The organism is Pseudomonas sp. BIC9C (assembly GCF_034541995.1).
GTDB classification, from domain to species: Bacteria; Pseudomonadota; Gammaproteobacteria; order Pseudomonadales; family Pseudomonadaceae; genus Aquipseudomonas; species Aquipseudomonas fluorescens_CC.
On the sequence record NZ_JAWDGM010000001.1, the window covers coordinates 876679 to 889246 of the forward strand.

10 protein-coding genes and 1 riboswitch are annotated in these 12568 nt (G+C 62.8%); of the genes, 8 read left to right on the plus strand and 2 right to left on the minus strand.

Annotated elements, in window-relative coordinates; translation table 11 throughout:
- Window positions 1-108: 108 nt before the first annotated feature.
- The gene (locus RS887_RS04185; RefSeq protein ID WP_322614480.1) at window positions 109-1221 is read left to right on the plus strand and encodes an enoyl-CoA hydratase/isomerase family protein; all 1113 of its coding nucleotides are present in this window, start codon (window positions 109-111) and stop codon (window positions 1219-1221) included.
- A 122-nt stretch (window positions 1222-1343) separates the two neighbouring features.
- Here the strand turns inward: RS887_RS04185 and RS887_RS04190 are convergent, their stop codons facing one another.
- Both RS887_RS04190 and RS887_RS04195 read right to left on the minus strand, forming a co-directional pair.
- Complete coding sequence (locus RS887_RS04190) at window positions 1344-1793, minus strand: hypothetical protein (protein ID WP_322614481.1); 450 nt, start codon at window positions 1791-1793, stop codon at window positions 1344-1346.
- Between the two features lie 167 nt (window positions 1794-1960).
- The gene (locus tag RS887_RS04195; protein ID WP_322614482.1) at window positions 1961-2233 is read right to left on the minus strand and encodes a hypothetical protein; all 273 of its coding nucleotides are present in this window, start codon (window positions 2231-2233) and stop codon (window positions 1961-1963) included.
- A gap of 283 nt (window positions 2234-2516) precedes the next feature.
- A riboswitch (guanidine-I (ykkC/yxkD leader) is annotated at window positions 2517-2617 on the plus strand.
- A gap of 60 nt (window positions 2618-2677) precedes the next feature.
- On the opposite strand from RS887_RS04195, the gene RS887_RS04200 reads away from it, so the two are divergent.
- The 7 genes from RS887_RS04200 (at window position 2678) to atzF (ending at window position 12542) form a co-directional block, all read left to right on the plus strand.
- Entirely contained in the window at window positions 2678-3745 is a 1068-nt protein-coding gene (locus tag RS887_RS04200) for a putative urea ABC transporter substrate-binding protein (protein WP_111280190.1), read from the plus strand.
- A gap of 15 nt (window positions 3746-3760) precedes the next feature.
- Complete coding sequence (locus RS887_RS04205) at window positions 3761-4576, plus strand: ABC transporter permease (protein ID WP_322614483.1); 816 nt, start codon at window positions 3761-3763, stop codon at window positions 4574-4576.
- Window positions 4573-5361: an ABC transporter ATP-binding protein gene (locus RS887_RS04210; RefSeq protein WP_322614484.1), complete on the plus strand. Its 789-nt coding sequence runs from the start codon at window positions 4573-4575 to the stop codon at window positions 5359-5361. The genes RS887_RS04205 and RS887_RS04210 overlap by 4 nt, the downstream gene beginning before the upstream one ends.
- A gap of 13 nt (window positions 5362-5374) precedes the next feature.
- Window positions 5375-6100 (plus strand): urea amidolyase associated protein UAAP1, encoded by a 726-nt coding sequence (locus RS887_RS04215; RefSeq protein ID WP_322614485.1) that lies wholly within the window; start codon window positions 5375-5377, stop codon window positions 6098-6100.
- 11 nt (window positions 6101-6111) lie between these two features.
- Complete coding sequence (locus tag RS887_RS04220) at window positions 6112-6777, plus strand: urea amidolyase associated protein UAAP2 (protein ID WP_322614486.1); 666 nt, start codon at window positions 6112-6114, stop codon at window positions 6775-6777.
- A 316-nt stretch (window positions 6778-7093) separates the two neighbouring features.
- Complete coding sequence (gene uca, locus RS887_RS04225; protein WP_322614487.1) at window positions 7094-10738, plus strand: urea carboxylase; 3645 nt, start codon at window positions 7094-7096, stop codon at window positions 10736-10738.
- Window positions 10739-10763: 25 nt separating this feature from the next.
- On the plus strand, window positions 10764-12542 hold the full coding sequence (atzF, locus tag RS887_RS04230) for an allophanate hydrolase (protein ID WP_322614488.1): 1779 nt from the start codon (window positions 10764-10766) through the stop codon (window positions 12540-12542).
- Window positions 12543-12568: the final 26 nt, after the last annotated feature.

The following is a 12568-nucleotide window of genomic DNA, read 5'->3' on the forward strand; positions in this document are numbered from 1 at the left end:
GGCGAACCCTAGGAAAGCGCATCACGCTTGTCAATTGATCTGACACAGATCCGGCACTTTCCCACACAGCGATCATAATTAACCCTCAATTTCCCGATCGAGGTCACGATGAATCTGCACTTCGAAGAACTCACCGGCACCGACGGCGCCCGCATCGGCATCGCCAGCCTGGATGCCGAAAAATCCCTGAACGCCCTGTCCCTGCCGATGATCAACGCCCTGCGCGACCGCATGGAGGCCTGGGCCAAGGACCCGCAGATCGTCTGCGTCCTCTTGCGTGGCAATGGCGCCAAGGCTTTTTGCGCCGGTGGCGAAGTGCGCAGCCTGGTGGAAGCCAGTCGCGCCCATCCGGGCGAAGTACCGCCACTGGCCGCGCAGTTTTTTGCGGCGGAATATCGCCTGGACTTCAAACTGCACACCTACCCCAAACCGTTGATCTGTTGGGGCCACGGCTATGTGCTGGGCGGTGGAATGGGACTGTTGCAAGGTGCGGGCATCCGCATCGTCACGCCGAGCAGCCGGTTGGCCATGCCGGAGATCAGCATCGGCCTGTACCCGGATGTTGGCGGCAGTTGGTTCCTGTCGCGCCTGCCCGGCAAGCTCGGGTTGTTCCTGGGCCTGACCGGCGCGCACATGAACGGCCGCGATGCCATCGATCTGGACCTGGCCGACCGCTTCCTGCTCGACGATCAACTGCCGGCACTGCTCGACGGACTGCTGCAATTGAACTGGCAGGAACAGACGCCCATGCAGCTCAACAGCCTGCTCAAGGCCTTGCAGCAGGAAGCCGTGGCACAGATGCCCGAAGCCCAGTGGCTGCCGCGCCGTCAACAGATCGACGAGTTGCTGGATGTCAGCGACGTGCGTTGCGCCTGGAAGGCCATCAGTGCCTTGCGCGATCACAGCGACCTGTTGCTGAGCCGCGCAGCCAGGACCCTGAGCGAAGGCTCGCCGCTGACCGCGCACCTGGTGTGGGAACAGATCGTCCGTGCCCGGCACCTGTCACTGGCCGAAGTCTTTCAGATGGAATACACCCTGAGCCTCAACTGCTGTCGTCATCCGGAGTTCAGCGAAGGTGTACGCGCCCGGTTGATCGACAAGGATCAGAAGCCGCACTGGCACTGGCCGGACATCAACAACGTGCCGGATGCGGTGGTAGAAGCGCATTTCCACAAGGCCTGGGAAGGTCGGCATCCGCTGGCGGATCTGTCGGAGTACTAAAGTCCGGGCATAAAAAATGTGGGAGCGGGCTTGCTCGCGAAGAGGTTGTGTCAGCCAACATTGTTGTGTCTGACACACCGCTTTCGCGAGCAAGCCCGCTCCCACATTAAAACTGCGACGGACTATCGATGGCCGCCCCGCCCATCGTGATCGCCACGCCCGTCACGATGGTTGCGCCCTTCGTGACCGCGAAAGTCATTGTTCCAGCCTCCGCGGTCATGGCCATCCCAGCCATGGTTCTGATGCATCTGGTAATTGCCCCGAGATTGCTGATAGTAACGAGGGGCCGGCTGGTAATAGCGCGGGGACGGTTGATACATCCGCGGCTGCGAGTAATAGCGCGGTGTCGGCTGGTAATACCGCGCTGGTGGCATGTAATACCGAGGCGGCGGTGTGTAGTAACCATTGGAGTAATAGGAGCGGCCCCCGGCGTAATAGGTTGGCGCAGGCGAGGTATAGACTTCGGAACTGTAGTAACTGCCTCCTTCGTCGTAGTAAGGCACGCAACCACCAAGGGACAACCCCGATACAGCAAGCAAAAGGATTCGGCGCAGATTTTTTTGACAGTGCATGGCGGCCTCCTGGACCGCGGGCGAGCCACACCAGCGACGCTGGCAGGCGGCAGTCAAATGTTCACTGACTGTCGAAAGATCAGACATCGAATTCGGAATCTGGTGCGCTCCTGAAACAAGTAGAAACATCTGCCCGATGAAAGGTTTTTCATCCATTCACACCATGATTAACGGTGGCCACCGTGAAATCCACCGCCATGATATCCACCCCCGTGATAGCCACCGCCGCCGTAACCGTGACCACGGTAATGGCCATGCCCACCGTAGTAATAGGAGCGATAGCCGCCGTAATAACGCGGGCCGTAGTAACCGTAGTAGTAAGGCGAGTAGTAACCGGGATAGTAATAAGGTGCCGCGTAAACATCGGCAGGACCGTCGTAGTAGTAGCAGCCAGACAATCCAACACCGAGCAATGCACCAAACAACAATCGACGTAACATGACGGCCTCCGTAAAGACCTGTGACAGCAGCCAGCACAGACCGGCTGACATCTGTTTTGACTGGCAAATCCCTGCCAAGTGCAACGTCGCAGCCACCTTCTGATCAGCGGTGGATACGTTCCAATGCGGTGCGCCTGCGCACCATGACAAGGCAGTCCGCCTTGCCAATCCAACCCGTCGCCCTCCCTGCCCCCCGCGCCAGAGCGCTCGGCGCAACTTGGCACGCCTCTCGCTTTAGCAAGACCGTGCAGGAGTCACTACAGGTTCGCGGCACCACAATTTGAAAATGGCTGACTAGGGTTCCGGCTCGCAATCGCGAGTGACTGGTCCGAGAGTTGGCGACCTCCAGTTGAGGTTACACGGCGGGACAAAAGCCCGGGAGACAAGCCACCGCTAGCGGTGCCGCTGCCGTCCTGTCCGTCCTTGACCAACTGGAGAACCACCATGTCCCAGCTTCGTTTACCCGCCCTCTTCGCGGCTGCGTTTGCAGCCCTCGTGAGCTTCTCGTCCCAGGCTGCCCAGAAAGATCACTTCAGCGTGTGCTGGACGATCTATGCCGGCTGGATGCCATGGGAATACGCCGGCAGCCAGGGCATCGTCGACAAATGGGCGAAGAAGTACGGCATCAAGATCGACGTGGTGCAGCTCAATGACTATGTCGAATCGATCAACCAGTACACCGCTGGCCAGTTCGATGGCTGCACCATGACCAACATGGACGCGCTGACCATTCCGGCCGCCGGCGGCGTCGACAGCACGGCGCTGATCGTCAGCGATTTCTCCAACGGCAACGACGGCATCGTGCTCAAGGGCGAAGGCAAGCAAGTCGCCGACCTCAAGGGCATGGACGTCAACCTGGTGGAATTGTCGGTCTCCCATTACCTGCTGGCCCGGGCGCTGGATTCGGTGGACCTCACCGAGAAAGACCTGAAAGTGGTCAACACCTCCGACGCCGACATCTCTGCCGCCTTCAACACCGAACAAGTCAACGCCGTTACTACCTGGAACCCGATGCTCTCGGACATCAAGGCCAAGCCCGGTGTGAGCGAAGTGTTCAACTCCAGCCAGATCCCCGGCGAAATCATGGACATGATGGTGGTCAACAGTGCCACCCTCAAAGACAACCCGGCCCTGGGCAAAGCCCTGACCGGTGCCTGGTTCGAAGTCGTCGAATTGATGAACGCGAAAAACGCCGCCAGCAAAGCCGCGCTGGAACACATGGCCAAAGCCTCGGGCACTGACCTGGCGGGTTTCCAGGCGCAACTGGACACCACCCGATTGTTCGCCACGCCCAAGGAAGCCCTGGCATTCAGCACCAGCAAGCAACTGCCGGAGACCATGCGCAAGGTCGCCGAGTTCTCCTTCCAGCACGGCTTGCTGGGTGAAGGCGCCAAGGACACCAGCGCGGTGGGCATGGCCTTCGCCAACGGCGTGACCAGCGGCGACAAGGCCAACCTCAAGCTGCGCTTCGACCCGAGTTACGTGCAGATGGCCGCCGACGCCAAGCTGTAATCAGGAGAACTGGCCATGCGCCTGATCAACCGTCACCCGGACCGCCCGAGTCACCTGCTGTTGGTGATCCTGCCGTTCGCCCTGGTGCTGTTCGCCTACTTCACGGGCTCGGCCGAGCGACTGACGGACAACCCCAACGACAAACTGCTGCCCAGCGCCGTGCAGATGACCGATGCGGTGAAACGCCTGGCGTTCGTGGCCGACACCCGTACCGGCGAATACCTGCTCTGGCAGGACACGGCGTCCAGCCTGCAACGCCTGGCCATCGGCCTGGGCATCAGCGCCCTGGCTGGGCTCTGCCTGGGCATCACCGCCGGTACCCTGCCGCTGTTCGGTGCGCCGTTGTCACCCTTGCTGACAGTGCTGTCGATGGTGCCGCCACTGGCGATCCTGCCGATCCTGTTCATCGTCTTCGGCCTGGGGGAAGTGTCGAAAGTGATGCTGATCGTCATCGGCATCACCCCGGCCCTGGCCCGGGACCTGGAACAGCGCGCCGGGGAAATCCCCGTGGAGCTGCTGATCAAGGCCCAGACCCTCGGTGCCTCGACCTGGACCTTGATGCTGCGGGTGGTGCTGCCGCAATTGTTGCCACGGCTGCTGATCTCGCTGCGGCTGATGCTCGGCTCGGCGTGGCTGTTCCTGATCGCCGCCGAGGCCATCGCCTCCACCGACGGCCTTGGCTATCGGATTTTCCTGGTACGCCGCTACCTGGCGATGGACGTGATCCTGCCGTACGTGGTGTGGATCACCCTGCTCGCCTGGCTGATGGATTGGGGCCTCAAGCGCCTGACCCTGCGTGCGTTCCCCTGGCACCAAGGGGCCGCCAAATGAGCTTCATCACCGTTAAAAACGTCTGGCAGCAATACGCCGACCAAGTGGTGCTCGAAGGCCTGAGCCTGACCGTCAACGAGGGTGAGTTCTGCACGCTCGTGGGTGCATCCGGTTGCGGCAAATCGACCTTCCTGCGCCTGCTGCTCGGCCAGGAACGCGCCAGTCGCGGCGAGATCCTGCTCGACGGCCAGCCGTTGGCCGGCGAGCCGGATGCCAGCCGTGGCGTAGTGTTCCAGCGCTATTCGGTGTTCCCGCACCTGAGTGTGCTGGACAACGTTGCGCTCGGCCTCGAATTGCCACGCTCACCGCTGCTCGGACGTCTGTTCGGCAGTGCCAAAAAAGACGCCCGCGAACAGGCATCGCAGATGCTGCAAAAAGTCGGTCTGGGTCACTCCCTGGACAAGTACCCGGCGCAGCTCTCCGGCGGCATGCAACAACGGCTGGCCATTGCCCAGGCGCTGATCATGAAGCCGCGCGTGTTGCTGCTCGACGAACCCTTCGGCGCCCTTGATCCGGGCATCCGCAAAGACATGCACGCCTTGCTGCTGGAGCTGTGGAGCGAGACCCGACTGACGGTGTTCATGGTCACCCATGACCTGTCCGAAGGCTTCAGCCTCGGCACGCGCCTGCTGGTGTTCGACAAGGTCCGCCTCGACCCGCACGCCCCCGGCGCCTACGGCGCACGCATTACCTACGACATCCCTTTGAACAGCGACCGCCGCACCCACCGTGCCGCCGTCGACGCCTTGCCAGTGCAACTGGCGGGCTCACTTCGAACCGCTTGAGAGGGTTTTGCCCATGACTGATTCGACCCGACTGTTCCCGCCCTTCGCCGAAGAAACGCTCCCCGGCGGCGGCCATCGTTCCTTCGTGCTCAAGCGCGGCCAATTGCTGCGCCTGACCGACCTGCGCGGCGGCGCCAACGTCAGCCTGACGTTGCTCAACGCCAATGAAAAAACCGAACGCCTGAACCTGCCCGACAGCCTCAAGTGCCAACACACCGCCAAACTCACCGCCGGCCATTGCCTGTACTCGGACATGGGCCGCGTGCTGGCCGCCATCACCGCCGACACTTGCGGCTGGAGCGACAGCCTGGGCGGCGTGCTCTGCGCTGAGGAAGTGGCAGAAAAGTACGGCACGGGCCGCTATCAGGAACTGCGCAACGGCTTCTTCCGTAACGGTACCGACAACCTGTTGGTGGAGCTGGGCAAGTGGGGGCTGGGCCTGTCCGACCTGCTGATGACCCTCAACCTGTTCAGCCGCGTGAACGTCGACGACACCGGGCGCTTCCACTTCGTCGCGGGCAATTCCAAGGCTGGCGACTACATCGAGTTGTACGCGCCGATGGACACCTTGGTGGTGCTCACCGCCCTGCAGCACCCGATGGACCCGACCCCGGAATACGCGCCGAAACCCTTGAAGCTGAGCTGGATGAATGCCGACGCCAGTGTCGCCGAACACTGCCGCACCTCACGCCCGGAAAACGAGCGCGGCTTCATCAACACCGACCGTTTGTTCGCCTGAGGATCGCTGCCATGTCACTCGCTATCGCTTCCACTGCCGCTTCTAATGGCAATGCTGCAAACAGACAGCCCGAAACGGCGGTCTACCGCGCCACCATCCCCGCCGGTGAACCCTGGCTGATGGAGGTCAAGGCCGGCCAGACCCTGCGCATCCTCGATCTGGAAGGCAATCAGGCTGTCGATACGCTGTTCTATAGCGCCGCCACCCCCAAGGAGCGCTACGACGTGCAGCGCACCCTGCGCCGGCAGAACAGCGTGTACCTGAGCACCGGCAGCGTGCTGTATTCCAACCTCGGCAAGCCGATGCTGACCATCGTCGCCGACACCTGCGGGCGTCACGACACCCTCGGCGGCGCCTGTGCGCAAGAGAGCAACACCGTGCGCTATGCCCTGGAAAAACGCTACATGCACAGCTGCCGCGACAACTACCTGCGCGCCTGTGTCCATGATGGTCGCCTGGGCAAGGGCGATATCGGGCCGAACATCAACTTCTTCATGAACGTGCCGGTCACCGCTGACGGCGGCCTGACCTTCGAAGACGGCATCTCGGCACCGGGCAAGTACGTCGACCTGCGGGCCGAGATGGACGTCATCGTGCTGATCTCCAACTGCCCGCAACTGAACAACCCGTGCAATGCCTACAACCCCACCCCTGCGGAGCTGCTGGTATGGAACTGAGATTCCCGGGATTGCGCCGCTGGTTGTTTGCCCTGTGCCAGGCCCGTTCAGGCCAGTGCCTCAAACAGTAGAAACCGCCACCTCCCCCTGTAGGAGCGAGCTTGCTCGCGAAAAACCCAAGAGCGCCGCCGGGCATCCGGTTTCACGCGTAATCGTTCACGACCATCGCGAGCAGGCTCGCTCCTACAAGGGGCCAATGGTGTTTTGGAACGAACTGATTCTGCCGTCGGGGACGACCTCGGCGCCTGTCGAAAAACTGCGGGACGGCCCGCATCCCAGTCGAGGCTGATGCGCTATCGCCTCCGGGGGTTATGCCATGTTCGAAAAAGTCCTGATTGCCAACCGTGGCGCCATTGCCTGCCGCATCCTGCGGACCTTGCGCGAGCTGCAAGTGCAGGGTGTTGCCCTGTACTCCGAAGCCGATGCCGCCAGCCTGCACATCCTGCAAGCCGATGAGGCCCACAGCCTCGGCGAAGGTGCGGCCGCCGGCACTTACCTGGCGGTCGATAAAATCCTCGCCATTGCCAAAGCCACTGGCGCCACCGCGATCCATCCCGGCTACGGCTTTCTCTCGGAAAACGCCGCGTTCGCCGAAGCCTGCGAGGCCGCCGACATCGCCTTCATCGGCCCGACGCCCGAACAACTGCGCGTGTTCGGCCTCAAGCACACTGCGCGCGCCCTGGCCAAACAGCACGGCGTGCCAATGCTCGAAGGCACCGGACTGCTCGACAGCCTCAATGCCGCGCTTCAGGCCGGTGAACAGGTCGGCTACCCGGTGATGCTCAAGAGCACCGCCGGGGGTGGCGGCATCGGCATGCGCGTGTGCCGCAGCGCGGCCGAGTTGAGCGAATCCTTCGAAGCGGTCAAACGCCTCGGGCAGAACAACTTCAGCGACGCCGGGGTGTTCATCGAGAAGTACATCCAGCGTGCCCGCCATCTGGAAGTGCAGGTATTCGGCGACGGTCACGGTGAAGTGATCGCCCTCGGCGTGCGCGACTGCTCGGTGCAACGCCGCAACCAGAAAGTCCTCGAGGAAACCCCAGCGCCGAACCTGCCCGACGGCATGGCCGATGAACTGTGCGCGGCGGCGATCAAACTGGCCAAAGCGGTGAATTACCGCAGCGCCGGCACCGTGGAGTTCGTCTTCGACAGCGATGCCCGGCGTTTCTACTTTCTGGAAGTGAACACCCGTTTGCAGGTGGAGCACGGCGTCACAGAACAGGTGTGGGGCGTCGACCTGGTGCGCTGGATGGTGCAGTTGGCGGCCGGTGACCTGCCGCCGCTGAGGGACCTGGTACAGGGTTTGAAACCGCAGGGCCATGCGATTCAGGCGCGGTTGTATGCCGAAGATCCGGGGCGCGATTTCCAACCGAGCCCCGGTTTGCTCACTGCGGTGAATTTCCCCGCTGCCGATGGCAAACAGCTGCGCATCGACACCTGGGTCGAGGCGGGCTGCGAGATCCCGCCGTACTTCGATCCGATGATCGCCAAGGTCATCAGTTGGGCGCCGACCCGCGAAGAGGCGACTGCGGATCTGCATCAGGCGCTGGGTGCCAGCCTGCTCTACGGCGTGGAAACCAACCGCGATTACCTGCGGCAGATTCTACTGGATGCACCTTTCGCCAGCGGTCAACCGTGGACCCGCTGCCTGGAAGGCCTGGTCTATCAGGCCAACACCTTCGAGGTGCTCAGCGCTGGCACCCAGACCAGCGTTCAGGACTATCCCGGCCGCCTCGGCTACTGGGCGGTCGGCGTGCCGCCTTCGGGGCCGATGGACAGTCGCGCGCTGCGTCTGGGCAATCGTTTACTGGGCAATGACGAAGGCGCGGCGGCGCTGGAAATCACCATGAGCGGGCCGTTGCTGCGCTTCAATTGCGAGGCGGTAGTGGCGGTAACCGGCGCACAGATTCCATTGCTGCTCAACGGTGAAAACGTGCCAATGAACACCGCGCTGGCCGTTACGGCGGGTGCGAAGTTGAGCCTCGGCACCATTGCCGGCGCAGGTGCCCGTAGCTACCTGTGCCTGCGCGGCGGCCTGCAGGTGCCGGACTATCTGGGCAGCAAAAGCACCTTCACTCTCGGCCAGTTCGGCGGCCATGGCGGGCGCGCATTGCGAGCCGGTGATGTGTTGCACCTGCCAGCCCTGAATGACCGCAGCGTCGGTCAACAACTGGCTGAAGATCAGCTCACCGGGCTGCCAGCGGTTCGGCAGATTCGTGTGATCTACGGCCCCCACGGCGCCCCGGAATACTTCACGGAAAACTACATCGGCACCTTCTTCTCCACGCAGTGGGAAGTGCATTTCAACTCCAGCCGCACGGGCGTCCGCCTGATCGGGCCAAAACCGCAATGGGTGCGCGCCGACGGTGGTGAAGCCGGTTTGCATCCGTCGAACATCCACGACAATCCCTATGCCATCGGTGCGGTGGATTTTACCGGTGACATGCCGGTCATCCTCGGCCCGGATGGCCCGAGCCTCGGCGGGTTCGTGTGCCCGGTAACGGTGATCGAGGCGGATCTTTGGCAACTGGGGCAGCTCAAGGCCGGGGACAAGGTGCAGTTTGTGCCCGTTGACCTCAAGACCGCCCGCACCCTGGCCTTGAAATGGGATCACTGTGGGAGCGGGCTTGCTCGCGAAGAGGCCGTGTCAGTCAACATTGCTGTGTCTGAAGCACCGCTTTCGCGAGCAAGCCCGCTCCCACAGGGGATGGTGTCGCCCGTGGTATTGGATTTGGGGCAGGACGACACCCGGCTGGTCGCAAGACTGTCCGGTGACACGCATTTGCTGCTTGAAATCGGCGCCCCGGAACTCGATCTGGTCCTGCGTTTTCGCGCCCACGCCCTGATACAGGCCCTGGAAAGCAAACACCTGCAAGGCGTGATCGACCTCACCCCCGGCATTCGTTCGCTGCAAATCCACTATCAACCCGAGCAACTGCCACTGGCCGACCTGCTCGGCATAGTCGCCGGCGAATGGGATGCGGTGTGCGCAGCCAAAGACCTGCAAGTACCGTCACGCATCGTCCATCTGCCGCTCTCCTGGGACGACCCGGCGTGCCAGCTGGCCATCGAGAAATACATGACCACCGTGCGCAAGGATGCGCCGTGGTGCCCGAGCAACCTGGAGTTCATCCGTCGCATCAATGACCTGCCCAACCTCGATGAAGTCCAACGCACGGTGTTCGATGCCAGTTACCTGGTGATGGGGCTGGGTGACGTTTACCTCGGCGCACCGGTCGCCACTCCGCTCGACCCGCGCCATCGCCTGGTGACCACCAAGTACAACCCGGCGCGCACCTGGACGGCCGAGAACTCGGTGGGCATCGGTGGCGCCTACATGTGCGTCTACGGCATGGAAGGCCCCGGCGGTTATCAGTTTGTCGGGCGTACGCTGCAGATGTGGAATCGCTACCGCGAAGTCGCCGCGTTCGATGGTAAACCGTGGCTGCTGCGGTTTTTCGACCAGATCCGTTTCTACCCGGTCAGCGCCGATGAACTGCTGCGCATCCGCCGGGATTTTCCCCTCGGGCGCTTCGACCTGAACATCGAGCACAGTCAGTTGAATCTGGAGGAATATCAGGCATTCCTGGCACAGCAAGCCGAGAGCATTGCCGCGTTTCGCGATCAGCAAAAAAGCGCATTCAATGCTGAACGCGAACGCTGGATCGACAGTGGCCAGGCCCATTTCGACAGTGAAGAACCGGCCCCGGAGGCGACCGAAGAGGCGCCGTTGGCCTGCGGTCAACAGAGCGTCGACAGCCACATCGCCGGCAACCTCTGGCAGGTCCGGGTCGAGACCGGCAGCCGCGTCGAGGCCGGTGATGTGCTGGTGATCCTGGAGTCGATGAAGATGGAAATCCCCCTGCTCGCGCCAATGGCCGGCGTGGTGCGCGAGATTCGCGTGCAACCGGGTTCGGCGGTGCGCGCCGGACAACGCGTCGTGGTGCTGGAACTCGACTGAACCCATTTTGCCAAGGACTCATGCCATGAACATCAACCTGCAACTCGACGCCCTGCGCAGCGCCTACCGCGAAGGCAGCCTCACCCCCCGGCAACTGCTGCCGGGCCTGCGGGACAAAGCCGCGGCGCTGAACCCGGACTATCACCTATTCATCCACTTGCTCAGCGCAGAAGAACTGGAACCTTACCTCGCCGCCCTCGACGGTCGAGACCTCGACAGCCTGCCGCTGTATGGCGTGCCGTTCGCGATCAAGGACAATATCGACCTGGCGGGCATTGAGACCACGGCGGCGTGCCCGGCATTTGCCTACATGCCAGAGCGTTCGGCGACCATCGTCGAGCAACTGCTGGCCCTCGGTGCGATTCCGTTGGGCAAGACCAATCTCGACCAGTTCGCCACGGGGCTCAACGGCAGCCGCTCACCGTACGGCGCGTGCCCCAACAGCGTATTGCCGGAGTACCCGTCGGGCGGCTCCAGTGCCGGTTCGTCGCTGGCGGTGGCGCTCGGGGTCGCGAGTTTTGCATTGGGCACCGACACTGCTGGCTCCGGGCGCGTGCCGGCGGCGTTGAACAATCTGGTCGGCATGAAAGCCACCAAGGGCCTGATTTCGACGGCCGGCGTCGTACCGGCCTGTCGTACGCTCGATTGCGTCACCACGTTCACCGCCACGGCGCGGGAGGCCAGCCAGTTGCTGGCGCTCACTGCGCGCCTCGACCCACGGGACGAATACAGCCGCAGCAATCCGTTGTGGAACGACGGCTCGGCGTTCGGCACACCGCGGCCGTTCCGTTTTGGCGTGCCGCGTGCGCAGGACCTGCAATTCTTCGGCTGCCCTGAAGGCCCGCTGTTGTTCGGTGACACCATCGACCGCCTCAAGGCCTTGGGCGGCGAAGCGGTGGAACTGGACCTGTCACCCTTTCTGGAGGCCGCGCGTTTGCTCTATGAAGGCCCTTGGGTGGCCGAGCGCTACAGCGTGGCCGGCGAGTTGATGGCGCAAAGCCCCGAGGCCGTGTTGCCAGTGATTCGCACCGTATTGGCCAAGGCAACCACCGTCGACGGCGTGCAAACCTTCCGCGCCCAATACCGGCTACAAGCGCTCAAAGCCTTGTGCGACACCGCAATGGAAGGCCTTGACTGCGTCGTCACGCCGACCATCGGCCGCCCGGTCAAACTGGCGGAGCTGGAGGCCGAACCGGTGCTGCGCAACTCGGAACTGGGCTACTACACCAACTTCATGAACCTGCTCGATTACGCCGCCGTCGCCGTGCCCGGTGCATTCATGGACAACGGCCTGCCATGGGGCGTGACGCTGTTTGGCCGGGCCTTTACCGATCAGTACCTGTTGAGCGTGGCGGATGCCTTGCAGCGTCAGCAAGGCTTGGCCGCACCTGCACCGGTGACGGTTGCACGCCATGATCGGGCGCGGCTGGTGGTCTGTGGTGCGCATCTGGACGGGTTGGCGTTGAACTGGCAGCTCAAGCAACGCGGTGCCCGCTTGGTGGAAACGACCTTCAGTTCGCCGGACTATCAACTCTATGCCCTGGCCGGTGGCCCGCCGTTTCGTCCGGGCATGGTCCGCGTGCAGGATGGCGGCGTGGCGATTGCGGTGGAGGTCTGGGAGTTGCCCAGCCGTGAGCTGGGTTCGTTCCTGACCGGGATTCCGGCACCACTGGGGTTGGGCAAGGTGCAACTGGCGGACGGTCGCTGGGAGAGCGGGTTTATCTGCGAGGCATATGGGTTGGAGGGCGCGGTGAACATCAGCCATTTGGGCGGGTGGCGGATGTATCTGAAATCACTGGCTTGAACACACACTCCTGTGGGAGCGGGCTT